The organism is Psychrobacter sp. M13 (assembly GCF_030718935.1).
GTDB lineage: Bacteria > Pseudomonadota > Gammaproteobacteria > Pseudomonadales > Moraxellaceae > Psychrobacter > Psychrobacter immobilis_G.
This window is the reverse complement of record NZ_CP132194.1, coordinates 2712501-2737436: the sequence shown is the minus strand read 5'-3', so window position 1 is coordinate 2737436 and position 24936 is coordinate 2712501. Positions and strand designations below refer to the sequence as shown.

Sequence of the window (24936 nt, the reverse complement as noted above, 5' to 3'; positions counted from 1 at the left end):
CATGGTATCTACGGGCTGCGGCAGGCTGTGCTGCAGCAGAACTTAAAGGATCAGAATGTGCAGCAGGATTGATTGGTGCAGGCGCTGGAGAAATAGCTGCTGAAATTTTGTTAAAAGGTAGGAATCCGACTTTTGTAAGTGCACAAGAACTAGAAGATATACTTGCTCTAAGTAAATTTGTTGCAGGTGTTAGTGCAGCTGTCGGAGGTTATGATGTAAATATCGCTATTGGAATAGCTAATACAACAGTTCTCAACAACGGGTTGAAAGATAAAGCGTTATTAAAATTAGAAAAATCAAGGAAATACCTTGACACTAAATCTCAACAGGCCTTAGATGGATTAATTTCAGCTTATAAGAAAGGAGATATCAATCTTGCAAAGCAGTATAAAAGTCAGTTAGATGATTCTATAGAAGCTTGGGCAACCTCAGGCGGAGGATACACAGTATTAGGCATTGACGGAAAAGCCGCAGTAGGCGCTGCTATATTTGCAGTTAGTGAACTTGTAATACCTACTAATGTGACTGAAATTATTCCTATTGGTAAATTAGGTAAGGCTACTAAGGCAGTTGGTAGTATCTCGCCTGAGATTAGAATTATGGATAAAATTCGGACAATTAGACCTACAAGGTATAAAAATTTAACCGACCAACAGTTTTATACAAAAATTCAGAATGTAATGGAAGGTCAAAAAGTCTCTGTTACAAGTGGGAAGACTTTATATTTATCTCCTGATAAAAAAGATATAATTATAGTTGACCCAAATAACCCGTTAGGCGGCACAATTTTTCCAAATGATAGAAATATTAAAAATACGAATACATACATAAGAGACTTTATTAGTGAAAATGGGGGTATAAAATACTAATGGACAATTTGATAGTAAAAATCCTAATTGATTACGGCGCCGAGGAGTATATTTGGTATAGCTCGTTTACTAATATAACAGATCTTATTGAATGGTGGGAGAATGTCCCTTCTATAGATATTTTAGATTATGACCCACATCAACTCATTAATGATGATACAGTGAAATTTATACCTGCAAATTCAGAAATTGATTTTGGAGTACATTACTCCTCAGAAAACGGGCCAAGAATCATGATGGATAATGATTATTCTTCATATCTTTATTATGGTGGAAAACAGTATAAGCATAAGGGCCATAAAGTTTATAAGAACGGTTTATAGTAATCATTTATTTGTAATTTAAGTTCTTGATAGAGGTGGTAGTATAGTTTTTACCATCTCTATCATGAGCCGTAATGTTGTTTCCTTAGCACAGTTTCATTTGAAAGAGACAATTACTTTTTAATTCCAATCAATTATTGATGATAATAGGATAAGAGATAACCCGTGGCTCAGTGGGTGGCGCAGTTCGAACTACCTCTGTCACGGACTTTTCTGTCGTTTTTTTCTTTAATCCAAAAATCAACATAGCTGTCTTTACTAAACCATGCAGCACGTAGGTTGGGTGAAGCTTGCGACACCCAACAATGACATATCAGAAAGCTATTCAGTTACCCCGATCTATATCAAGCAAACCATCCGCCACAAATCGATGGAATGATGAATATTGCTAATCCTGAACCCGTTCAACATAGCCATGCTTGACAGGGTTCATGTGGGTATAGTCGATATGAGTGCGATAATCCATCTCGTCACGAATACAATGCTCCCAAAATCGGCGTTGCCAAATACCACGCTCGCCCTTTTTCTGACGACTCTTTGAGATACGCTCAGTTTTGGCAATACTATGAGAGAAATAATATTTAATCAGCTTAATGCGCTTTGAAAAGTCAGCATCATCACTTGGCATAGTACACAACATATGCAAGTGATCTGGCAAGATGACAATAGCATCGATATGAAAAGGATGTTTTTGTTTGACGATTTTAAAAGCGTTCCGTAAAACATTGACATGTTTAATTAGCAAGTCGCCTGATCTATCTGCAAGGTTAACGGTTAAGAAATAACTAGCGCCTTGATGATAGTGTCTGCGATATTGCATGGTATTCTACGAATAATAAGGTAGAGTTAATCTTAATCTATCGTGTTGGGTGTCGCAAGCTCCACCCAACCTTGTATGATAAAAAGTGCCACTATTAGCGTACACTAATGGAGGCACTGTCGGCATAGAGTTGAACCCAGCCTTAGGTTTAAAACCTGTAACGTAGATAAAGCCTATGCCGACAATCCATAACACACATCTCGAATGGTATCCTAGGCACACAGTCGTGTAGCCCGAATCTACAAGGTTTAAGAGTACTATGGATCATACTTATTATATTGGCATTGACATCTCATGCAAGAGCTTTGATGCCGCTTTATACATCGACAACACCCACTATCAACATTTAAGCTTTGATAACACTGCCCAAGGCTTTGATTCGCTACTATCGTGGCTCGACAAAGCGCCCTCAGATTTGCGCTTTCTGATGGAAGCGACTAACGTTTATTGGGAACCACTGGCATATTACCTAAACGCTAAAGGTATTACCGTTAGTGTGATCAACCCTAAATGCATTAAAGGCTATGCGAGCAGTCTTAACATTCGTAGCAAGAGTGACATCGTTGATGCTAAGCTTATTGCTCGCTATTGTGCCAAAGAGCAGCCACAAGCGTGGCTACCCCCTAAAGAAGCAGAGCGAGGCTTGCTGCTAAAGCTACGTCAGCTTGAGCATTTAAAGTGCCAGCATCAATCTGAACAGGTGCGTAAAACTATGCTTAGAGACTGTGATGCTATAGCATCCTGTCAGCGAACACTTGACTTTCTAGCATCTGAAATCACTTTGATTCAAGCGACTATAGATGAGCTTATTGCCTCTGATGAGACGCTCAAACGTAATGCCAAGCTTCTAGCCTCTATACCCGCTGTTGGCAGGCTCACTGTGCCTTGGCTACTTGCCTATCTAGGCGATGGGTCTAAGTTCAAAAAGGCAAAACAAGCGACAAGCTTTGCAGGTCTCACTCCTATGATTCATCAGTCAGGAACCTCTGTTGAAAAGAAGCCTCGTATCTCTAAGATTGGTCATTCCGAAATTAGAAAGGTGCTGTATATGCCTGCTATGGGGTTCGCATTTGGCAAGTATAAAAATGGTGCTTATCAAAGCTTTGTCACTCGCTTAAACAGTCATGGCAAACCTAAGATGGTGGTGATCGTCGCTTTGATGCGAAAGATTCTATCCATCGCTCAAGCGGTTCTCAAAAACCAACAGCCTTTTAATGCTGCTTTACATAAAAATTGAGCTTTTAAGCTTGCTTTTTCTCATGGTATCTACGGGCTGTTAATAATGATAATACTTACTTTGTCACTGGTAGTGATAGTACGTACGGTGTTTGGGTTCACAACACGTGTGTTACAGTCTCTAGTTTGGTAAAAAATGACACCTTATTACTTCGTGAAGCTAAAAAATTATCTCAACAAGAAAGTCAGGGTATTAATCAAATGTTAGAGCAGGTTCGTAAAGGTAATAATAATCCTGGAGTAGGCACTAAAGTATTCAATGGTATTACTGAGTTTAGACATGCCAATGGAGGAAGACTTTATGCTAGAAAAAGTGGTTCAAGTTGGGAGATTTTAGGATATTCTGGAAAAGGCAATCAATCAACAGTTATTAATAGATTAATAACTTTATATGGTAAATAATATGATGTATCAAACAGACTTATTCCATATCGAAACTTCAGATTTTGAACTTACTAGTGATCATTTTTGTGAAATGGTCGATTTTAATCTGCATTACGATAATAAGAAATACTTTGGGAGCGGGTTTACAACCAAGCATATAGACTTTTATTTGAATTCAGTTGAGCCAGTTTTTAATAACTATTTTTGGTGTACTAGTTCAATAGTTATTAAAGATTTTACTGTTGATTCATTGATTAGTGCATTAGAAGATATATTCGAAAATCCTACAGTAAGCTTAGAAGATATTTTTACAAGAATAGAATAAAAAGTATTATTAGAGATTTTTTAAGTCGAATAGATCTGTTTGTATATAACGGATTGATATTTTAAAGTCTTTCGTGATTAATAGGTCTATTGCAAGACAACATTTCACTGATTAATATTAACAAAGTGCCAAGTACTAGCAATAAATTATACAAAAACTCTAATATAGTTATTTATCAAAGTGTTTACTTATTACTAATAATAACCGGATAAGAAATAGTCCTCGGCGCAGGCGGTGGCGTAGTCCGCACCACCTCCGTCACGGGCTGCCCCGTTGCTTTATCCTTGATCCAAATATCAGCGTAGCTGTCTCCACTGAACCATGCCGTACCGATATCAGTGACGAAATCTAGCTGATAGTTTTTATTGGTCTCAGCAGTGAAGCTAATCCTAGTTGGCTTGGTATAGTGTCCAGCCATACGATAGCTGACGGTCATCGTATGCTCGCCTGTTGTAAGCGGATAGACAGTATCCCACGTCTCGCTATATTCCTGCTTACGCTCTTTGGGTACGCGCTTACCATCAATATCGATGATATAAACGATACGATCACCGACTAAGCGTGTATAACGCGGTTCCATCTTACCCATGATGGTCGCGGTCTGTCCTGACACTGGCGCTTGGTATATTAATTCTGCTGGTAAGTCCTTAGTATTCTTCATACTCATACAAGCGGTGAATAATGGTAGCGCTGCTAACAGTATAACTATTTTCATGTTTTATCCTTAGTTGAGTCCATTCGTATTATTATTGCCAGTATTCACAGCTATTTTATAATGGTTTCAACTTTTATTAACTACTTATTTAGTTGTTTTTCTGACTTTTTAGAGAAGCAAGTTTTAGAAATAGGGTGAATAAGTGTAGGGTAATTTAGATTACTCACCAAATTCATGATTCAAAATCAGGTGGCAAGTCGTGTTTACTATGCATAAGATTGAAAAAACTAATGCACTCTGAGCAATTATAGTACGTGTTATTAACGAGATTGTGCTCAACCATCGGTGCGATGGAGCTCACCCTACGCCAAGTTTTATAGCAAAGCCAATCTTAGCAAGTGAAGTATATTATCCAGTCAATATCTTTCACCCAACCAACAAATAAAAATAGCATAAAACTTGCATTCTAAATAAAGATAGGTATAATAATCAGCCTTAACACCCATAGGCGATTGGCTCAATTGGTAGAGCATCGGTCTCCAAAACCGAGGGTTGTAGGTTCGAGTCCTACATCGCCTGCCATCTATTTTATCCTATCTTTGTTATAGCTATCTCCCAAGCGAGTCCTTTATGAGCAATGAGCAAGATAACCTCGATACAAAGTTATCTGACGCCAAGGCCGTTGCGGGCGGAATGCTATCTAAAGGAAAGCACATCTCAGCATCGAATACCTCAGCTGTAGAAGTGGCCAAAACTGGCTCAGTAAAAGATATTATATTATGGCTACTGGCTATTGTTGCACTGATTTGTGCCACCTTTGCTAATCAGTATTTACCTGGCGTTTGGCAACCTGCCAATGATGTTTGGGTACGTATTGGTATTATTGTAGCCCTAGCAGTATTTGCACTTATTTGTTTGGCAATGACCCATCAAGGTAGTGCGTTTAAAACGTTATTGACAGATGCTGGCGTAGAGTTACGCCGCGTCACTTGGCCGACCAAAGATGAGACCTTTCAATACACATGGCAAACGATTGTCGTGATCGCGATTGTTGGGTTTTTCATATGGCTATTAGATAACTTTTTTAACTGGTTTGTTGGTTTGTTTATTGGTTAAAGCAAGCGTATTAGCTATTTTAACTACCGTTATCAGTATAACGGTTTATTTTTAACTTAAAGATCAGGAGCGTGATATGCGTTGGTATATTGTCCAAGCGTTTTCAGGATATGAAAAACAAGTACAACGTTCATTAACTGATCGTATTAATCGTAGCGACTTTGCGGATTCTTTTGGTGATGTCTTAGTACCTACCGAAGAAGTCGTCGAGATGCGTGATGGTAAAAAGCGCAAGAGTGAGCGTAAGTTCTTTCCAGGATACGTATTGATCCAGATGGAAATGAACGATAGCACTTGGCACATCGTTAATGAATGTCCGCGTATTATGGGCTTTATTGGTGGTACGGCTGAGACACCTGCACCTATTACTCAAGTAGAAGCTGACCGCATTTTAAACCGTCTGAATCAAGCTGAGACCAATCCGCGTCCTAAGACTCTATTTGAGCCAGGCGAAGAGCTATTGGTCATCGATGGTCCCTTTACTGACTTTAAAGGGATGGTCGAAAAAGTCGATTATGAGAAGTCTAAGTTGCAATTGACGGTAAACGTCTTTAATCGTCCGACTCAGGTTGAGCTTGAATTTAGCAAAGTTGAAAAAATAGATTAAATAGTTAAAAAACAAGTTTCAAGAAGTAAGCTTTTAAGTAATAGAATTTAAGTAGTTCTAGCAGTTACATCAACAGGGGAGCTGTTGTTTTTCATTATCTAGTTACTAGAAACAGTGAAAAACTGGCGCTATCACCCATATAGGAGAAAATCATGGCTAAGAAGATTGATGGTTACATCAAACTGCAAGTCCCAGCAGGTAAAGCGAATCCTTCACCACCTATTGGTCCAGCTTTGGGTCAAAAAGGCGTGAACATCATGGCGTTCTGTAAAGAATTTAACGCTGCGACCGCAAGCCAAGAGCCAGGTTTGCCGATCCCGACTGAAATCACGGTTTATAGTGATAAGTCTTTTACCTTTATCATGAAGTCGCCACCAGCAGCGTTTTTACTGCGTAAAGCGGCAGGCATCGCTAAAGGTTCTGGTACGCCAAATACCGCTAAAGTCGGTAAAGTGACGCGTGCTCAGTTAGAAGAAATTGTAAAAACTAAAGATGCAGATTTAACCGCTGCTGATTTAGATGCTGCTGTTCGTACCGTTGCTGGTACTGCCCGTTCGATGGGTATTACCGTGGAGGGTGTGTAAATGAGTAAGCTAACCAAACGTCAAAAAGAAATCAATAGCCGTGTTGATAACGATAAGCAATACACTATTGAAGAAGCCGTACAGATCTTAAATGATTTGCCAACGCTTAAGTTCAAAGAGTCTATCGATATTGCGATTAACTTGGGTGTTGATCCACGTAAATCTGACCAAGTCGTTCGTGGCGCTACCAACTTACCTGCCGGTACTGGTAAAACCAAACGCGTTGCTGTATTTGCTCAAGGCGCTGCTGCTGAAGCCGCTAAAGAAGCTGGTGCTGACATCGTCGGTATGGATGATCTTGCAGACCAAATCAAAGCGGGTAACATGGACTTTGATGTTGTGATTGCAGCTCCTGATGCTATGCGTGTCGTTGGTCAGTTAGGTACTATCCTAGGTCCACGTGGTCTAATGCCTAACCCTAAAGTCGGTACCGTAACGCCAAACGTTGCAGAAGCTGTGACTAACGCTAAAGCCGGTCAAGCTCAGTACCGTGTCGATAAAGGTGGTATCATCCACGCGACTATCGGTCAAGTTGGCTTTACAGAAGATCAAATCATGCAAAACGCTCAAGCGCTACTTGCTGATCTTAAACGTGCTAAGCCTGCGACTTCAAAGGGTACTTTTATCAAAAAGATCTCTTTATCTAGCACGATGGGCCCAGGTATCTCAATTGATCCTGTACCTTACCGTATGGCTAAATAAGCTCGCTTTTATTAGCAGATGCTTTAACAAATAATTAAATTTATTCAAATTAGGTCAGCGTAGCTTTTGCTACGCTGTCTAAGACCGTAGGTAGAGAGCGGTTTTGAGTTATTATTAATGATTTTTGAATTATTATTGATAACTACGAGCTGCTTTTGTTAATCGATGACAGATGAAAATCTCAATTGTCCTACGCAGACGGTGACCCACCCAGTTTAAGACTAGAGCCGATAGGGTCGTGTTTTTCATTGATACTAATATCAATACTATTCTATCATTCGACGTCATTCTGATAACGGTGCCGTAATCAGTCGTTACGAGTAGATGCTATTTCGATAGTATTTATAAATAACGTATCGTATCAAGTCAATCATAGCTTGTGACTTAGGTTACAAAATGATTGGTAAGATTAAGGAGTCAACTTATGGCATTAACGCTAGAGCAAAAACAACAAGTTGTGGCTGAAGTGTCTGAAGTTGCTGCTAATGCTTACTCAGCAGTAGCTGCCGAATATCATGGTATTGGTGTTGCAAAGCTTACTAAGCTGCGCGAACAAGCCCGTGATAAAGGTGTGGTTTTGAAAGTGGTAAAAAATACCCTAGCAAAACGCGCATTTGAAGGCACTAAGTTTGAGTGCATGTCCGACAGCATGACTGGTCCACTACTTTTAGCTTTTTCAATGGAAGATTTGGGATCTGCTGCTAGAGTCGTTTTCGATTTTAGCAAAGACAACAAAGCTTTAGAAGCTAAATTAGTATCAGTCGGCGGTGTGGTTTATGGTCCAGAAGAGCTAGAGCGCGTATCGAAGCTACCAACTCGCGACGAAGCAATCTCTATCTTGATGGCTACTATGAATGCACCTGTGACTAAGCTTGTCCAAACTATGAACGCTGTTCCTAGTAAGCTGGTTCGCACTGTAGCAGCAATCAAAGACGCACAAGAAGCTGCTTAATTGCTTGTTTTAACGTAAATTTTACAGCGCTGATTGTAGTAAGCCACGCCTTTTCTAAATTGTGGCACGCAATCAAAACGCTATTAAGATCAATTAATTTTTATCAGATAACGGAGAGTTCTCATGGCACTATCTAAAGATGATGTGTTAAACGCAATCGCTGAAATGTCAGTAATGGATATCGTTGAATTAATCAGCGCTATGGAAGAAAAATTCGGCGTAACTGCTGCTGTTGCCGCTGCTGCTCCTGCTGCCGGTCCTGCTGCTGCTGCTGCTGAAGAAAAAGACGAGTTTGACGTAGTTCTTGCTAGCTTCGGCGAAAAGAAAGTTGCGGTCATTAAAGCTGTACGTGAAGCTACTGGCCTTGGCTTGAAAGAAGCGAAAGATTTGGTTGAAAGTGCTCCAGCACCAATCAAAGAAGGCGCAAACAAAGTTGAAGCTGAAGAGTTGAAAAAGAAACTTGAAGAAGCTGGCGCTACTGTTGAACTAAAATAAGCTGAGCTTATTTTGGATTACAGTTAAGTAATTACTATTAAGTAGCTACTTTATGTGATACATAAAAAAGCTGATAATGCCTTGCATTATCGGCTTTTTTTTATTATAATTGCCAGCTTGACCTTTTGTGTCTGCCAATAGTCGTATTATCAGCGGTGGATACCCATCAAAAGGACACACGATAGCTATGCAAGTAAACGCAGTGCAAGCAAGCACAGTAGTTTTATTTTATATATTAAATTAGGCTAAACGTCGTTGGATGTTTGGCATTTTTCCGTGCCCGCATACTTTTCTAATAGCCTTACTTATTCCAATAAACTTATTTATCCTAGAGCGTCTTTGAGCTGTTAAGTCTAGATAATGATGAATGAGTTGTTACTATTTAGCACTTTAGCATGGTTCCACTGTCAGTATTGAGTCGTGAATATTGATGGACATATAGCTGACTGTAACTGTTATTGATGAAATTTTTAGAGTAAAAGTTTCAAGTTGTATTAAAAGACTATTTGATTCAACCAATGAATATTTATTTTAGCTTTTTAGCACGAGTTAAATAGCAACAAGTATTATCGTTTACGTGGCCTATGCATAGTATTTATGCATATCGGTCACGCTTTTAATTTGTTTCCACGTTACTGTAAGGACTCTCGATGGCATATTCTTATACTGAAAAAAAGCGTATTCGCAAAAGCTTTGCTGAATTGCCTACTGTGATGGACATTCCCTATTTATTGTCTATCCAAGTAGATTCTTATGAGCACTTTTTGCAAGAGCACAAAAAGCCAAAAGCTCGTGAGAATACTGGTTTGCAAGCGGCATACTCCTCTATTTTCCCAATTGAGAGTCACTCTGGTAATGCAGAGCTGCAATTTGTTGAGTACTATTTAGGCACGCCTGAATTTGATGAGCGTGAGTGTATTCTACGTGGCTCAACTTTTGCCGCACCTATGCGCGTCAAGATTCGTCTGATTATTAAAGACAAAGACAGCAAAGATAAAGACAGTAAAGCTGCGGTAAAAGATATCCGTGAGCAAAGTGTTTATATGGGCGAGATGCCATTGATGACCGCTAACGGTACCTTTATTATTAATGGTACTGAGCGTGTTATCGTGTCGCAGCTGCATCGTTCACCTGGTGTATTCTTTGATCACGATAAAGGCAAGTCACATTCAAGTGGTAAGGTGCTTTATAACGCGCGTATTATTCCTTACCGCGGTTCATGGTTAGATTTCGAATTTGATGCAAAAGATTTAGTCTTTGCTCGTATTGACCGTCGCCGTAAATTGCTGGCATCTATTATTTTACGCGCGCTAGGTCTTAGCACAGGTGAGATTTTAGATCTTTTCTTTGACAAAGTCGCCGTATACAAAGGTGAAGAGCAGTTCGAGATTGATCTAGTTGCTGATCGCTTACGTGGTGAGATGGCTCAGTTCGATATCGTATCTGCCGACGGTGATGTTATCGTTGAGCAGGGCAAGCGTATTAATGCTCGCCGTATTCGTCAGCTTGAAGAAGCCGGTATGACGCGTATTGCTGTACCTGATGAGTACCTCTACGAGCGTATTCTAGCTGAAGATATTATCGTGAACGATGAAGTGATTGCGCGCGCTAATACGCCAATCGACCATGAATTATTGGTCAAATTAAACTCATTTGAAGCCAGCGATTCTATCAAAGAGTTTAGCATATTGTTCACTAACGATATCGATCAAGGTAGTTATATTGCTGATACGCTACGTGCTGATAGTACTTCTAGCCGTGAAGAAGCGTTGATTGAAATCTATAAAGTCATGCGTCCAGGTGAGCCACCAACCGTTGAGACTGCTGAGAAGCTATTTGACAGCATGTTCTTCAATGCCGATCGTTATGACTTATCAAACGTCGGTCGTATGAAGTTCAACCGTCGTTTAGGTCTTGAGTTTGACAATACTAATGATCCAGAAATTCAGCGCGAGCGCAGCGTTTTGACCAATGATGATATCGTCAATGTGCTCAAAGAGCTGATTGAGATTCGTAATGGTCGTGGCGAAGTTGACGATATTGATCACTTAGGTAACCGCCGTATTCGTTCAGTAGGCGAGATGGCAGAAAACCAATTCCGTGTGGGTCTAGTCCGTGTTGAGCGTGCGGTAAAAGAGCGTTTAAGCTCAGCGGAATCTGATAACTTATCACCACAAGACTTGATCAACTCAAAGCCTGTAGCAGCTGCAGTTAAAGAATTCTTTGGTTCAAGCCAGTTGTCACAGTTTATGGATCAGAACAACCCATTGTCTGAAGTTACCCATAAACGTCGTGTATCAGCACTAGGACCAGGTGGTCTAACTCGTGAGCGTGCTGGTTTTGAAGTGCGTGACGTACATGATACGCATTATGGTCGTGTTTGCCCGATTGAGACTCCTGAAGGTCCAAACATTGGCTTGATTAACTCATTAGCAACCTTTGCTAAGACCAATAGCTTTGGTTTCTTAGAGACGCCGTACCGCCGTGTGGTAGATGGTAAAGTCACTGACGTTATTGAATATTTATCAGCGATTGAAGAAGTTGGTACGGTGATTGCACAAGCTGACTCACCAATGACTGAAGATGGTGCGCTATCTGATGAGATGGTCAGTGTGCGTAGCTATGGTGAATTCGTGCGCATGCCGCCTGAAAAAGTGACGCATATGGATGTGTCGCCAAGTCAGGTAGTTTCGGTAGCAGCAGGTCTTATCCCGTTCCTAGAGCATGATGATGCTAACCGTGCCTTGATGGGCTCGAACATGCAGCGTCAAGCAGTGCCTACATTACGTGCTGATAAGCCGTTAGTCGGTACGGGTATGGAGCGTTATGTGGCGCGCGATTCAGGTGTTTGTGTGATTGCTAAGCGTGGCGGCGTGATCGAAGACGTTGATGCTTCACGTATTGTCGTTCGTGTTAACGAAGAAGAGATGATCGCTGGTGAAGCCGGTATTGATATCTATAACTTAGTTAAATACACGCGCTCTAATCAAAACACTTGTATCAACCAGCGCATTATCGTTAACCAAGGCGATGAAATTGCGTTAGGCGATATCTTAGCCGATGGTCCGTCAACGGATCTTGGTGAGTTGGCATTGGGTCAGAACATCCGCATTGCATTTATGCCGTGGAATGGTTACAACTTTGAGGATTCAATTCTGTTATCAGAAAAGGTCGTCAAAGAAGATCGCTTTACCACTATTCATATTCAAGAGCTCACTTGTGTGGCTCGTGATACCAAATTAGGTACTGAAGAAATCACTAGTGACATTCCAAACGTCGGTGAAGCTGCATTATCTAGTTTAGATGAAGCCGGTATCGTTTATATCGGTGCAGAGGTTGATGCGGGTGACATCTTAGTTGGTAAAGTCACGCCAAAAGGTGAGACCCAATTGACGCCGGAAGAGAAGCTACTGCGGGCCATCTTTGGTGAAAAAGCAGCTGATGTTAAAGACACCTCTTTACGTGTCCCAACATCGAGCAAAGGTACGGTCATTGACGTACAAGTCTTTACCCGTGATGGCGTTGAAAAAGATGCACGTGCGCGTGCCATCGAAAAGTCTCAGCTCGATAGCTATCGCAAAGATTTAAAAGAAGAGCTACGTATCTTTGAGGCAGCAGCGCGTGGTCGTATCGCAAGCTTGCTTGACGGTCAAAAAGTTAGCGGTGGTTCTGGCCTAAAAGCTGGAACTATCATGCAAGCTGACGACATGAAAGATATGAATTTGGAGACCTTGCTTGATATCCAGCCAGTAGAAGAGGATATCTCAGAGCGTCTTACCCAAATCGCTGAGTTCTTAGTCGATAAGCAAAAAGATATCGATAGTAAGTTTGCTGAGAAAAAACGCAAATTAACCGCTGGTGATGATCTGCAACACGGCGTACAAAAAATCGTTAAGGTGTATCTAGCGGTCAAACGTCGTATTCAGCCAGGTGATAAAATGGCGGGTCGTCATGGTAACAAAGGTGTGGTATCACGTATCATGCCCGTTGAAGATATGCCTTATGATGAGCACGGCAACACCGTTGATATCGTACTGAACCCATTGGGTGTACCGTCGCGTATGAACATCGGACAGGTACTAGAGACCCATTTAGGTATGGCGGCTAAAGGCTTAGGCGAGAAGATAGATGGTATGCTTAAAGCCCAAGCTGCGATTAAAGATTTGCGCGATTTCTTAGACCAAATCTATAACAAAGTCGGTGGCGAGCAAGTTGATCTTGATAGCCTAACTGATGACGATATCATGGCGTTAGCTGACAACTTACGCGCAGGTGTGCCTATGGGTACCGCAGTGTTTGATGGTGCTCATGAGCATCAAGTCAAAGACTTGCTTGAGCTTGCTGGTATGGATCGTGATGGTCAGCAAACCTTGTATGATGGTCGTACTGGTCAGAAGTTCGATCGTAAAGTGACAGTTGGCTACATGTATATGCTCAAACTTAACCATTTGGTTGATGACAAAATGCATGCACGTTCAACAGGATCTTATTCACTAGTCACTCAGCAGCCACTCGGCGGTAAAGCACAGTTCGGTGGTCAGCGCTTTGGTGAGATGGAAGTATGGGCACTAGAGGCTTACGGTGCAACTTACACCTTGCAAGAGATGCTAACGGTGAAATCAGATGACGTTGAAGGTCGTACACGCATGTACAAAAACATCGTTGATGGTGAGCAGTACATGGATCCAGGTATGCCTGAATCGTTTAACGTACTGACCAAAGAGATCAAATCTTTGGGTATCAATATAGAGCTAAAACAGACCAACTAATTGATTTTATATAATTGATTAGTTAACTAAGAGCAGTACGCCGCAGTATTATATTGTGCTGCTGCTTTTAGATATTTATCTCAACCCTATTCATTGCCTTCAGTCATTTATATAGCAATGCCATTATAATAATAGTGACAACGCTAACAGATGATTATAGAGATAACGGAGAAGCAACTTGAAAGATTTACTCGATATCATGCAAAGCCCTACCAGCAATGGTAACCATGAGTTTGACAGTATCCAAATTACTTTAGCCTCGCCTGATGTGATCAAGTCATGGTCGCATGGTGAAGTCAAAAAACCTGAGACGATTAACTATCGTACCTTCAAGCCTGAGCGTGATGGTCTATTCTGTGCCAAAATTTTTGGCCCTGTAAAAGACTTTGAATGTCTCTGTGGCAAGTACAAGCGCCGTAAATTCCAAGGCGTTATCTGTGAAAAATGTGGCGTCGAAGTCACTACTGCAAAAGTGCGTCGTGACCGCATGGGTCATATTGACCTAGCCAGTCCTGTTGCGCATATTTGGTTCTTAAAATCATTACCAAGCCGCATCGGTCTATTGCTAGACATGACGCTTCGCGATATCGAGCGTGTGCTTTATTTTGAAAGCTATATCGTCACTGAACCTGGTTTAACTTCTTTAGAGAAATACCAGCTACTTGACGATGAAGATTATTATCGTGCCCTTGAAGAGTTTGGCGATGAGTTTGTCGCTAAGATGGGTGCAGAAGCGGTTCAAGACTTGCTCAAAGATATCGATCTTGACATCGAGATTGATGAGCTGCGTGAAGTGATTCCGCAAACAGGTTCTGAGACTAAGCTTAAAAAGATGTCTAAGCGTCTCAAGCTATTAGAAGCATTCCGTGATTCTAATAATAAGCCTGAGTGGATGGTAATGAACATCTTACCAGTACTACCACCAGATTTGCGTCCTCTAGTACCACTAGAAGGGGGTCGTTTTGCAACATCAGATCTAAACGACTTGTATCGCCGCGTGATCAACCGTAACAACCGTCTAAAGCGTCTGCTTGAGCTAAGCGCTCCTGATATCATTGTACGTAACGAAAAACGTATGTTGCAAGAATCAGTAGATGCATTGCTTGATAACGGTCGTCGCGGTCGTGCCATTACTGGTAGTAATAAGCGTCCATTGAAATCTTTGGCAGATATGATCAAAGGTAAGCAAGGTCGTTTCCGTCAAAACTTATTGGGTAAGCGTGTCGATTACTCTGGCCGTTCGGTTATCGTTGTAGGTCCAACACTACGTCTACATCAGTGTGGTCTACCGAAGAAAATGGCACTTGAACTATTCAAGCCATTTACTTATAACAAGCTATTGTCTCATGGTTTGGCAACGACGATTAAAGCTGCCAAAAAGATGGTAGAGCGTGAAGAGCCACAAGTGTGGGATATGCTGGCCATGGTTATCCGTGAGCATCCAGTACTTCTTAACCGTGCACCAACACTTCACCGTTTGGGTCTACAGGCATTTGAGCCAGTACTAATCGAAGGTAAAGCAATTCAGTTGCATCCATTGGTTTGTACCGCGTTTAACGCCGATTTTGATGGTGACCAAATGGCCGTTCATGTGCCATTGACGCTAGAGGCGCAGCTTGAATCACGTGCCCTTATGATGTCGACCAATAATATCTTGTCACCTGCTAACGGTGATCCGATTATTGTACCGTCACAAGATGTGGTATTGGGTCTTTACTATATCAGCCGCTCATCAGTCAACGTCAAAGGCGAGGGCATGATATTCTCGACGGTTAACGAGGCTCTGCGCGCTATTGGCTCTAATGACTTACATGTCAATGCAAAAATTAAAGTACGCGTAAAAGAAACTGTTTTTGATGCTGATGGTAATGCGACTTATACCGTATCTTTAAAAGATACTGTTGCAGGCCGTTTGCTTATCTGGAACATCATGCCTGAAGGTATGGCGTTTGAAGAGTGTAATCAAGAGATGACTAAGAAAAACATCTCAAAATTGATCAACTCTTGCTATCGTAACCTAGGTGTTAAAGACAGCGTTATGTTCGCTGACCAATTAATGTACTTAGGTTTTGCGCAAGCAACGTTGTCTGGTGTGTCTATTTGCCTAGATGATATGGTTATTCCGCCAAGTAAAAAACAAATCATCGGTGTCGCAGAAGCAGAAGTTCGCGAAATCGAAGATCAGTTTGAGCAAGGTTTTGTGACTGCTGGTGAGCGCTATAACAAAGTGGTCGATATCTGGTCACGTACCAATGATAAAGTCGCCAAAGCGATGATGGATAACTTAGCCACTGATAAAGTCATGAACTCAAAAGGTGAAGAGGAAGAGCAAAAATCTTTCAACTCAATCTTTATCATGTCAGACTCTGGTGCTCGTGGTAGTGCCGCGCAGATTCGTCAGTTGGCTGGTATGCGTGGTTTGATGGCAAAACCAGATGGCTCTATTATTGAGACGCCTATTAAAGCTAACTTCCGTGAAGGCTTGACCGTACTTCAGTACTTTATCTCGACTCACGGTGCGCGTAAAGGTCTAGCCGATACCGCATTGAAAACAGCTAACTCAGGTTATCTGACTCGTCGTTTAGTCGATGTGGCACAAGATTTGGTTATCACTAGTGATGATTGTGGTACTGAAGTTGGCTTGCTAATGACCCCGCACATTCAAGGTGGTGAGATCATTGAAAAGCTTGGTGACTTAGTACTAGGTCGTGTCACTTCACGTGATGTCACCTATAACGACGATGCTGATAAAATCCTCATTCCAGCGGGTACTTTAATCGATGAGCATTGGGTCGACGTGCTTGATGATAACGCTATCGATGATATCTGGGTTCGTTCAGTGATTACTTGTGATATCGCACATGGTGTGTGTGCCCAGTGTTATGGCCGTGACCTTGCTCGTGGTCATAAAGTCAACATCGGTGAGTCAGTTGGTGTCATGGCAGCGCAGTCTATCGGTGAGCCAGGTACTCAGCTAACCATGCGTACGTTCCACGTAGGCGGGGCAGCAAGCTCAGCTTCTGTGGACAATAGCATCTCTGTACGTAATGGTGGTCAAGTACATTTTGAGAATATGAAAACGGTTGAGCACGTTGATGGTCACTTAGTTATCGTCTCTCGTTCAGCTGAAATTGCTTTAACTGATGAGTTAGGTCGTGAGCGTGAGCGCTATAAAGTACCTTATGGTTCAAGCGTACTTGTCAAAAACGAAGATCAAGTCGAAGGCGGTCAGACTATCGCTAAGTGGGATCCGCATACGCATCCTATTATCACAGAATTTGCTGGTAAAGCGCGTTTTAGCGATATCACTGATGGTATGACAGCGACGGTGAAAGTTGATGATGCCACTGGTATGAGCTCGTTTGAAATTCTAGCGACTCGTGATCGTTCAAGTAATGCCAAAGACTTGCGTCCTGCTATTATTCTGAATACTGATGCTGGCAAAGAAGTTGTTTACTTCCTACCTGCTGAGACGATTATTCGAGTTAGCGATGGCGAAAAAGTAGCAGCAGGTTCTATCCTAGGTCGTGTACCACAAGCGTCTTCAGGTACTAAAGATATCACAGGTGGTTTGCCACGAGTTGCTGATCTATTCGAAGCACGCCGTCCAAAAGATCATGCCATTATGGCAGAGATGACAGGTGTGGTGAGTTTTGGTAAAGAAACTAAAGGCAAAAACCGCTTCATTATCACTAATGAAGATGGTGAAGTGCATGAAGAGCTGATCCCAAAATGGCGTCAAATCAACGTCTTTGAGAACGAGACGGTAGCACGTGGTGAAGTGATCGCTGATGGTCCACAAAACCCGCATGACATCTTACGTCTAAAAGGTCAAACGGCGCTTGCTGATTATATCGTTAACGAAGTGCAAGATGTTTACCGCCTGCAAGGTGTGAAAATCAACGATAAGCATATCGAAGTCATCATTCGTCAGATGTTGCGTAAAGTTGAGATTACCGATGCTGGTGACTCTAGTCACTTTAAAGGCGATCAGGTTGAGTATGTTGATATCAGAGCGCTTAATGCTAAGCTCGAGGCGGAAGATAAGTTCCCAGTACAATACGAGCGTCAATTGCTAGGTATCACCAAAGCGAGTTTGGCTACTGAAAGCTTTATCTCAGCAGCTTCCTTCCAAGAAACCACACGCGTGCTAACAGCCGCTGCGGTAACAGGTAAGGTTGATGAGCTACGCGGTTTGAAAGAAAACGTGGTAGTCGGTCGTTTGATCCCAGCAGGTACAGGTTTGGCTTATCATAAAGCTCGTAAAGATAAAGCCGATCAAAAACTGCAAGATAAAGACTTAAACGCCTCTTTTGATAGTGCTGCGTTCGATATGAATACTGCGACAGGTGATAATAAAGACTTTGCCAGCTTTGATGAAGCCTTTGCTCAAGAGCTTAATCAAGATAATTAATATTTTGCTTTAGCTACAATATTCCAATAATAAAAAAGCCAGCTACATAGCTGGCTTTTTTACCTTTCAAAATCGAGGTATTTTGCGAGAAACGTAGAGTAAAAAATAGTACACTAAGATTTGTAATCGATTTTATAACCAAGAAGAATAGCTAATCACTTATAAGGATAATAAACCCATGGCAGGCAAAACTCGTGTTGCTAAATATCAAGCAGATCGTACCAATCAAAAGCTATATTTTTGTAGGCTGGCCTGTCAAGCCGCAGGTGATAGTGTTGATAAGCAGCTTTATCAAGCGCATTGTGAGACGGCTATTTTTCACTTATACGGGACTTATTTAGCTTTTTTACAAGAATTGGGTCACTTTTATGGCCTAACTATTGCTCAGCCAGCTTTAATAGATATTGAACAAGCACTGAGTGTGCGCACACAAGTCTCACCAGAGATACAACGTCTACAACAATTGCAGCAGCAAGGATTTTTGGCTAATGTTGAACGTGCTTATCAGCGCTGCCTATATGCAGTGCAGCCTGATGAGCTCGCTACGCAACCTGTCGCTAATACAGAGAATGAACCACGAGATCTGATTGTAAACGTAGTGACATTATCAAATCAATGGCTGCCTGATGATGCCACTATTCGTGAATGGCGTCAGCAGTTTTTAGTGCTTATTGATCAGCTGCGAGCAGGGATGGTAGAGTTTTAATAGGTTATTTATATATCAATAGTAGGCTATATGGGCTTTATCTGAAATAAAAAAGGGTGCATTCATTAAATGAGTGCACCCTTTTTTATTAGCAACACGCCCTATTATTCAGGCATAGGAGGCAATTGTGATACTGGTGTTGCTGCTAGACGATTTGGCGTTGATCTATCAGAGCGCTGAGTAGGTAGGCCGCTATTTTCTATGACCACCTCACTATCCTCAGGATTTATCTCAGGCTCTGTCGGCTTGCGCTGTTGGGTTTTAGGTTTGATTGGTTTGGTAGAGGTACTAGCCGTGCCTTCTTCTTCATCACCACTGGTGGTTGTTACGCCATCATCAGTCATCTCAATAACACGCTGTTTTTGCTTTTTAGACTTTGACTTATTGCTGGTAGATACCCATTGACGAGGGGTGTCTTTCAGTTGCGCGCGCATAAAGTCCACCCAAACGGGCAGGGCTGCTACACCGCCATATTCGCGTCGACCTAGCGTTGAGGGCTGATCGAAACCCATCCATACAATGGTAGCGTTGGTCGGATGAAAGCCTGCAAACCAAGCATCTTTAGCTTCATTGGTAGTACCTGTTTTACCACCGATATCATCACGGCCAAGAGAGCGAGCTCGAACCGCAGTACCGCGCTGTACCACATCACGTAAGATATTCGCCATCTCAAAAGCAACCCTTGGTTGTAGAATACGTGGTGCTTGAGTCGCTGTAACATACTGTATTACTGGTGCTTTGAGACGATCAGCATCAGGAGTCGCATTATAAATACTTAAATCGATAGGTTTGACTGTTGTAGGCTCCGTCGCTGCATCTGTTGTGACTTCTAAATTATTTTCGTCTGTTGCGCTATCATCATTGGCAGCTATTTCTTCATCTGTTTTATTATAGTTCTCTACGAGTTCAAGGTTTGCTTCTTCAAGCTGCTCATTAAAGCATAAGGCACAAGCTCGTTGTGGGTTGGCTTGAAACAGTAGCTTATTATCGTAATTATATATCTGCTCAATAAAGTAGGGCTGAACACGATGTCCACCGTTAGCAAAGGTGGCGTAGGCAGTAGCCATCTGCAAAGTAGTGGCTTGACCTGCACCAAGCGCGAGCGACAAAGTAGTCGGTAGTTTTTCTTTGTCTAAACCGAATTGATCTAGCAGATTACGGGCATCTGAGATACCTATAGCTTGCAATAGACGAATGGAAACTAAGTTACGTGATAAATAAAGCCCACGGCGTAAAGTGATATCGCCCAAAAAGCGCCCATCTGAGTTTTTGGGTTTCCAATCGCCCACTTGGATAGGTTGATCAGAGACTATACTGTCAGGACGGTAGCCTTTTTCTAAAGCTGCGGTATAGACTAAAGGCTTAATAGTCGAGCCAGGCTGACGCCAACCTTGTACCGCACGGTTGAACTTACTGTGATTAAAATCAAATCCACCCACTAGAGCGTTGACCGCACCTGTTTCAGGATCTAAGGAGACTAAGCTGCCTTGTACGTCAGGTATTTGCGCCAATTGCCAATTACCGCTATCGGTTGGAACCAGACGAATAATATCGTCTTCATTAACGATTTGCACCGCGTTGCTTGGCGAATTACCAAAGCGATCGGCAGAGATGTATTTACGTGCCCAGCGCATACCTGACCAGTTAACGGTGACAGTCTCGCCAGACAACATGAGCGCATCGAAGCTTCGAGAACTGACCTTAGTAACTTTAGCAGGCGACATATTGCTGTAACGACTGAAGTTCTCTAATGGTTCATCGTTCGCTTCGGCTCCACGCCAGCCATGACGATGATCATAATCAATTAAACCTTTTAACACTGCTTTTTCTGCATCTATTTGTGCTTGACTATCAACCGTAAGACGCACCCGCCACCCGCCATTAACAACCTGTTCACCATAGCGACTAACCAAAGCATACCGTGTCATCTCTGCCAAATAAGGCATATTGACATCGAGCTTTTCTTGATAAAGATTGAGGTTAATAGGCGAGCTTACGGCTTCATCACGTTGAGCTTTATTAATATAGTTCAGCTCATACATCCGACCAATAATCCAGTTGCGTCGAGTAAGTGCTCGACTTGGGTTCGCTACTGGATTATACTTCGATGGCGCTTTTGGCAGGCCTGCTAGCATTGCCATTTCAGCGATATTAAGATTATCTAGGGATTTACTATAGTATTTTCTAGCGGCTGCACGAATGCCGTAAGCGCCCTCACCTAAATAAATTTTGTTGACATATAAGGTTAGAATCTCATCCTTACTGAGCTCATCCTCCATTTTTCGTGCCAAAAACAGCTCAGTCAATTTTCGGTTTAAAGTACGCTCAGAGCTTAAAAAGTAGTTTTTTGCAACTTGCATAGTGATAGTAGAACCACCTGTTTGACCTTCATCATCAGTGACCACTTCGGTGACGGCTCGTCCAAGACCTTTTATACTGATACCACTATGTTGAAAAAACGAAGCGTCTTCGGCTGCTAGAAAAGCATTAGTCAGATTTTCTGGAATTTCATCATATTTAACAGGTAAAGATAAACGATTGCCGTACTGGCCGATTAATTTATTATCGCTACTATAGATCTGTAACGGCATCTCTAGGCTGGCTGTCTTAATCTCTTGCAAGCTTGGCAGGGTAGGCGATAGGTACATTGCCATACCATAAAAACCGATAGGTACAGCCAGTGTCAAGATGACCGCTAACGCAAGACAGGCAATAAAAAGCCCTACGAAAAAGCGGAGAAGACGAGCAGAGGCATTTTTTGTGGTCATAAGAAGACTTATCGGTTAAATTTTGCTATAAATACTTTATTATACCTTGAACAAAATGTCTAAGGCATAATAAATGTGTAAATTACTTTCCGCCCATCTATATTCGCTTGATAGTAAGAGTTAAGTAAAGTATTGTAGTCGAATGTCACGAACAACTGTCAGAACGTAAATTTTATATAAGGTGTAGAATTTGTGAGGCTATTCTCTTCTAAGAGTCGACATCTAATAGGACTGGACATTAGTTCTACTTCTGTAAAGATGGTAAATATCCAACGTCAGCAAGGCCTTTTTCACCTGAAGTCTTATGCAGTAGAAGCATTACCTGTGGGCGCAGTCGTTGATAAAATAATTGTTGATACTGAAATTGTAGGTGAGTCGGTTGCTAGAGTAGTCAAGCGTGGGCAAGTAGCAGGTAGTCAAGCAGCAACCTCTGTTGCAGGCTCAGCAGTTATTACTAAGATTATTGATATGGATGTCGCGCTTACCGATGTTGAGCGTGAAGCACAAATACGGCTAGATGCTGATCAGTATATTCCTTACCCCTTGGAAGAGGTGAATCTAGATTTTGAAGTGCTTGGTTCCTCAATAGTTGATGACAAATTAGTACAAGTGCTGCTTGCCGCCTCACGCTCAGAAAACGTTGATCAACGTGTTGATGCACTAGCTTTTGGTGGTCTTGAAACCAAAATTATGGATATTGAGTCGCATGCCATAGAGCGGGCTTTTGGTCTCATGGTAGACAGCTTACCAGGTATACCTGAATTGGTGGCTCTGATCGATATTGGCCATAATCAGACGACTTTATATATTGCCAAAAATGGCGAGTTTGTCTATAGCCGTGAGCAGTTATTTGGTGGTATGCAGCTGACGGAGGCTATTCAAAATCGCTACGGCTTATCGTTTGAAGAGGCAACTATTAATAAGCGTGAGCACACTTTACCAGATGATTATTACCTAGAGATTCTAACGCCATTTATGGAAAACGTTATCCAACAGATAAACCGTTCGCTACAGTTTTACTTCTCTTCTAGTCAATATAATAATGTAGATCACGTCGTGCTTGCAGGGGGTAGTAGCTCTATTCCTGGGTTATATGGCATGGTACAACAAAGACTTGGTGTACCCGTGAGTGTTGCCAATCCTTTTATTAATATGACCATAGATCCCTTTATAGACAGCGAGCAGCTGGCTGTTGATGCTCCAAGTTTGATGGCAGCATGTGGTCTGTCTTTAAGGAGCTTTGACTGATGCCAACTATTAATCTATTGCCATGGCGTGCTGAGGAGCGCCTGCGTCGCAACAAAGAGTTCATTACTTTAGTGGCGGCAGTCACGCTATTAGCTTTAATAGCAGCACTGGCAACTTGGAGCTATTTCAATAATGAGCTTGAAGAGCAGCGCGATGCTAATGCGCTAATCACCCAAGAGAATAATCGCTTAGATGCCGCTCTAGTTGAGATCGACAGTTTGGAGCAACGCCGCGCGGATATTATTTCGCGTATGTCGGTTATTCAGGATTTGCAGGGTCGTCGTCCAGTGCCTGTACGCCTATGGGATGATATCGCTAAGGCTATTCCACCCGCACTGTATCTGAATAATTTAAAACGCGAAGGCGATTTGATTACCTTAACAGGGTTGGCTGATAATCCTAACGTAGTATCAAGCTTGATTCGTAATTTGGATAGTAGCAGTTGGATGGGCAACTCAGCGGTACGTAATATTCAGCAAAACATCACCGCTTATCAACCCACACCTGAGCTTAATACTACGGTGACTACCGGCGAGGCGCCTCGACCTGTCTATCCTGAAGACAGTTATGTGCAGTTTGTGATCACCACTCAAGCACAGTCTGTAAGCTCTGCACCAGTCTCAACTGCAACCGTTACCGCTGAAACTGGAGGTAACCCATGAAGCTTACCCGCAAAAAGTTACGATTAAAAAAACAAAATAGTAGTGGCGCAAAGCCTGTAAGCCCCGGCTTTAATTTTACAGATTTCCGTCGTAGCTTTGAGTCCTTAGATACTGAAAACTACGGTAGCTGGCCTGTTGCTGTCAAAGTCACAGTGTTAGTGTTTATTGTGGCTTTTATTGCAGCCTTAGCTTGGGCATTACCTATTAGTAATAAAATAGATGAGATTAAAGCGTCGGAGAGTGAACAGCAAGTATTACTGGATAGTTATCGAAAAAAAGAATCACGCGCACGCCACCTGCAAGCCTATAAAATTCAAGTGGCTCAAATGGAGATTGAGTTCAAAACCCTATTAGATCAACTGCCTAAAGAAACTCGGGTATCAGAGCTAGTAGAGGGCATTAATATGACGGGTGTCGGGAGTAATATTCGCTTTCAGGATATCTCTGTTGAGCCTGAAATTGAAAATGAGTTCTTTATTGAACAGCCGATTCGAATTGCCGCTTTAGGTGAGTATCATCAGTTTGGTAGTTTTTTGAGTGGACTTGCCGCTTTGCCCCGTATTATTACGATGCACGATTTTGAGGTTAGTAATCCGCAGCCGACTTTAGAGGCTATTCCTGAGCTAAACTTAGTACTACAAACCAAAACTTATCGCTCAAAAGAAATAGTAGAAAAAGACCCAGCTGATGTGGCTGAGGAGAGCAACTAATGAAACTTAAGCAACTAGATATTAGGCAATGCTGTACTAGTATAAAGCAAGCACCTATGTTGACCGCGCTAAGCATTATAGTGTTAGGGATGACAGGTTGTAGTGACCGTGTCGGTATGGCTGCACAAGCGATGGATAATATCCGTAACGAGGTGTCTCAGCCTATTGAATCGCCACCACCACCGCAGTTGGTTGAGGATTTTGTCTACGGCGCTAACTTGCTACGTAGCCCATTTCTACCCCCAAGCCTAGTTAATGTACAGGGTGCTACTACGGCTATTGATGGTATACGTCCTGATGTCACTCGTGTCAAAGAGCCTTTGGAGCAGTATGAGCTGGCGCAAATGACCTTTCGTGGAGTACTGGTATCTCCTGAGGGTCAGCAGTATGCGCTCATACAGCGTCCTGATGGCTCTATTGCCAACGTTAAAGTTGGGGATTATATTGGCTTGAACGATGGTCGCATTGTTGAGATTACGCCAACCCAGATTAATTTGATTGAAATTGTGCCTGATAGCCGTGCTGGATTTGTTGAAAAACCACAGTCGCTGGTTTCTCCTATAAACTAAGTAGGCGTTTTTTTTGAGGAAT

Annotated in this window: 20 protein-coding genes and 1 tRNA gene; 18 read left to right on the top strand and 3 right to left on the bottom strand. The window is 42.1% G+C overall.

Annotation, left to right across the window (positions count from 1 at the left end; translation table 11 throughout):
- The first annotated feature begins 68 nt into the window (after positions 1-68).
- Positions 69-869, top strand: coding sequence for a hypothetical protein (locus Q9G97_RS11540; protein WP_305898933.1), 801 nt, complete (start codon positions 69-71; stop codon positions 867-869).
- 711 nt (positions 870-1580) lie between these two features.
- Here Q9G97_RS11540 and Q9G97_RS11535 read toward each other — a convergent pair.
- The gene (locus Q9G97_RS11535; protein ID WP_305898932.1) at positions 1581-2012 is read right to left on the bottom strand and encodes a transposase; all 432 of its coding nucleotides are present in this window, start codon (positions 2010-2012) and stop codon (positions 1581-1583) included.
- 259 nt (positions 2013-2271) lie between these two features.
- Between Q9G97_RS11535 and Q9G97_RS11530 the strand changes: the two genes are divergently transcribed.
- The 3 genes from Q9G97_RS11530 (at position 2272) to Q9G97_RS11520 (ending at position 3957) form a co-directional block, all read left to right on the top strand.
- Positions 2272-3249 carry an IS110 family transposase gene (locus tag Q9G97_RS11530; RefSeq protein WP_305898307.1) on the top strand — a complete coding sequence of 326 codons (978 nt, stop codon included), beginning with the start codon at positions 2272-2274 and terminating at the stop codon, positions 3247-3249.
- 125 nt (positions 3250-3374) lie between these two features.
- Positions 3375-3650, top strand: a complete 276-nt coding sequence (locus Q9G97_RS11525) for a hemagglutinin (RefSeq protein WP_305898931.1) — start codon at positions 3375-3377, stop codon at positions 3648-3650.
- Position 3651: 1 nt separating this feature from the next.
- The gene (locus Q9G97_RS11520) at positions 3652-3957 is read left to right on the top strand and encodes a hypothetical protein (protein ID WP_305898930.1); all 306 of its coding nucleotides are present in this window, start codon (positions 3652-3654) and stop codon (positions 3955-3957) included.
- A gap of 184 nt (positions 3958-4141) precedes the next feature.
- Here the strand turns inward: Q9G97_RS11520 and Q9G97_RS11515 are convergent, their stop codons facing one another.
- On the bottom strand, positions 4142-4672 hold the full coding sequence (locus Q9G97_RS11515) for a hypothetical protein (protein ID WP_305898929.1): 531 nt from the start codon (positions 4670-4672) through the stop codon (positions 4142-4144).
- A 446-nt stretch (positions 4673-5118) separates the two neighbouring features.
- Between Q9G97_RS11515 and Q9G97_RS11510 the strand changes: the two genes are divergently transcribed.
- From Q9G97_RS11510 to Q9G97_RS11465, 10 genes are all read left to right on the top strand, one after another.
- Positions 5119-5194, top strand: a tRNA-Trp gene (locus Q9G97_RS11510).
- A 48-nt stretch (positions 5195-5242) separates the two neighbouring features.
- Positions 5243-5728, top strand: a complete 486-nt coding sequence (gene secE / locus Q9G97_RS11505) for a preprotein translocase subunit SecE (RefSeq protein ID WP_305898928.1) — start codon at positions 5243-5245, stop codon at positions 5726-5728.
- 76 nt (positions 5729-5804) lie between these two features.
- On the top strand, positions 5805-6335 hold the full coding sequence (nusG, locus tag Q9G97_RS11500) for a transcription termination/antitermination protein NusG (protein WP_201570218.1): 531 nt from the start codon (positions 5805-5807) through the stop codon (positions 6333-6335).
- Between the two features lie 152 nt (positions 6336-6487).
- The gene (gene rplK / locus Q9G97_RS11495) at positions 6488-6919 is read left to right on the top strand and encodes a 50S ribosomal protein L11 (RefSeq protein ID WP_201570217.1); all 432 of its coding nucleotides are present in this window, start codon (positions 6488-6490) and stop codon (positions 6917-6919) included.
- Positions 6920-7621, top strand: a complete 702-nt coding sequence (rplA, locus tag Q9G97_RS11490) for a 50S ribosomal protein L1 (RefSeq protein WP_305898927.1) — start codon at positions 6920-6922, stop codon at positions 7619-7621. It begins immediately after the preceding gene.
- A gap of 424 nt (positions 7622-8045) precedes the next feature.
- Positions 8046-8573 (top strand): 50S ribosomal protein L10, encoded by a 528-nt coding sequence (rplJ, locus tag Q9G97_RS11485; protein WP_305898926.1) that lies wholly within the window; start codon positions 8046-8048, stop codon positions 8571-8573.
- Between the two features lie 123 nt (positions 8574-8696).
- Positions 8697-9068 carry a 50S ribosomal protein L7/L12 gene (gene rplL, locus Q9G97_RS11480; RefSeq protein ID WP_305898925.1) on the top strand — a complete coding sequence of 124 codons (372 nt, stop codon included), beginning with the start codon at positions 8697-8699 and terminating at the stop codon, positions 9066-9068.
- 650 nt (positions 9069-9718) lie between these two features.
- A complete protein-coding gene (gene rpoB / locus Q9G97_RS11475; protein ID WP_305898924.1) occupies positions 9719-13837 on the top strand; it encodes a DNA-directed RNA polymerase subunit beta in 4119 nt (1372 codons plus the stop codon).
- Positions 13838-14015: 178 nt separating this feature from the next.
- Positions 14016-18251 (top strand): DNA-directed RNA polymerase subunit beta', encoded by a 4236-nt coding sequence (gene rpoC / locus Q9G97_RS11470; protein WP_201570211.1) that lies wholly within the window; start codon positions 14016-14018, stop codon positions 18249-18251.
- Positions 18252-18429: 178 nt separating this feature from the next.
- Complete coding sequence (locus tag Q9G97_RS11465) at positions 18430-18957, top strand: DUF6586 family protein (RefSeq protein WP_201570210.1); 528 nt, start codon at positions 18430-18432, stop codon at positions 18955-18957.
- Between the two features lie 104 nt (positions 18958-19061).
- Here the strand turns inward: Q9G97_RS11465 and Q9G97_RS11460 are convergent, their stop codons facing one another.
- Positions 19062-21725: a penicillin-binding protein 1A gene (locus Q9G97_RS11460; RefSeq protein WP_305898923.1), complete on the bottom strand. Its 2664-nt coding sequence runs from the start codon at positions 21723-21725 to the stop codon at positions 19062-19064.
- A gap of 192 nt (positions 21726-21917) precedes the next feature.
- Here Q9G97_RS11460 and Q9G97_RS11455 point away from each other — a divergent pair, with 192 nt between their 5' ends.
- Genes Q9G97_RS11455 through Q9G97_RS11440 form a run of 4 tightly spaced genes read left to right on the top strand, consistent with a single transcriptional unit; the run spans position 21918 to position 24914 of the window.
- Positions 21918-22973: a pilus assembly protein PilM gene (locus Q9G97_RS11455; protein WP_305898922.1), complete on the top strand. Its 1056-nt coding sequence runs from the start codon at positions 21918-21920 to the stop codon at positions 22971-22973.
- Complete coding sequence (locus Q9G97_RS11450; protein ID WP_201570207.1) at positions 22973-23635, top strand: PilN domain-containing protein; 663 nt, start codon at positions 22973-22975, stop codon at positions 23633-23635. The genes Q9G97_RS11455 and Q9G97_RS11450 overlap by 1 nt, the downstream gene beginning before the upstream one ends.
- Positions 23632-24345: a type 4a pilus biogenesis protein PilO gene (locus Q9G97_RS11445; RefSeq protein ID WP_305898921.1), complete on the top strand. Its 714-nt coding sequence runs from the start codon at positions 23632-23634 to the stop codon at positions 24343-24345. Before Q9G97_RS11450 ends, Q9G97_RS11445 begins: the two co-directional genes overlap by 4 nt.
- Positions 24345-24914, top strand: a complete 570-nt coding sequence (locus Q9G97_RS11440; protein ID WP_305898920.1) for a pilus assembly protein PilP — start codon at positions 24345-24347, stop codon at positions 24912-24914. The genes Q9G97_RS11445 and Q9G97_RS11440 overlap by 1 nt, the downstream gene beginning before the upstream one ends.
- Positions 24915-24936: the final 22 nt, after the last annotated feature.